Raw genomic sequence first — 562 nt, 5'->3', positions numbered from 1 at the left:
ATCGGCGGGGGAGAGGTGGCATGACACCTTCAAGAAGCTTGAGATAACCGTCTCGGCACGGTTCGAAGTCAGGCGGTACGGCGTGACGATGGGTCCCGTGAGGCCCAAAGTCTAGCGTGCCGCGAATAGCTGCCACGCTACGAGCGCGATGGTGCCAAGCGTAAAGAGTACGAGGCCAACTGCGCCAAAGCGGTTCTTCTCCCGCCAGGCAGCATAGGCATACCTCCACGAGTTCGCCATGATGAGGATGACTGCGAGCAACAGCAGGTACTTCAACGGAGATCCTCCTCCGGCCTCGTCTTAGTTTGCCCGATTAACACTGGAAGCATCGGATGCTATGCTATAATCAGAACGTGGACAGAAGAGAGGGGAGTGTCGTATGACAGTCACCTACCGGCTTGGGGCAGACTTGGCGCTCGCGATGAAACTCGGAGATGAGCCGGCGAAGTCCGTGATGCGGCTCACGGTCGTCGCGCTCAAGAACAGGGTCGTCCGTGGACTCCTCGGTTCTTGAGGAGGGAAGGAATGTGAGAAGACTATCTTCCGCTCTGGTTCCGTTGGC

The 562-nt window shown here is 58.0% G+C and carries 2 protein-coding genes; one reads left to right on the top strand and one right to left on the bottom strand.

Annotated elements, in window-relative coordinates; genetic code table 11:
* Nucleotides 1-111: 111 nt before the first annotated feature.
* Nucleotides 112-276, bottom strand: a complete 165-nt coding sequence (locus tag NUW23_13965; protein MCR4427267.1) for a hypothetical protein — start codon at nt 274-276, stop codon at nt 112-114.
* A gap of 103 nt (nt 277-379) precedes the next feature.
* On the opposite strand from NUW23_13965, the gene NUW23_13960 reads away from it, so the two are divergent.
* A complete protein-coding gene (locus tag NUW23_13960) occupies nt 380-514 on the top strand; it encodes a hypothetical protein (protein MCR4427266.1) in 135 nt (44 codons plus the stop codon).
* Nucleotides 515-562 lie beyond the last annotated feature (48 nt).

The sequence above is a fragment of the Bacillota bacterium genome, from assembly GCA_024655925.1.
Taxonomy (GTDB): Bacteria; Bacillota; DTU025; order DTU025; family JANLFS01; genus JANLFS01.
This window is presented reverse-complemented; position numbering and strand designations above follow the sequence as displayed.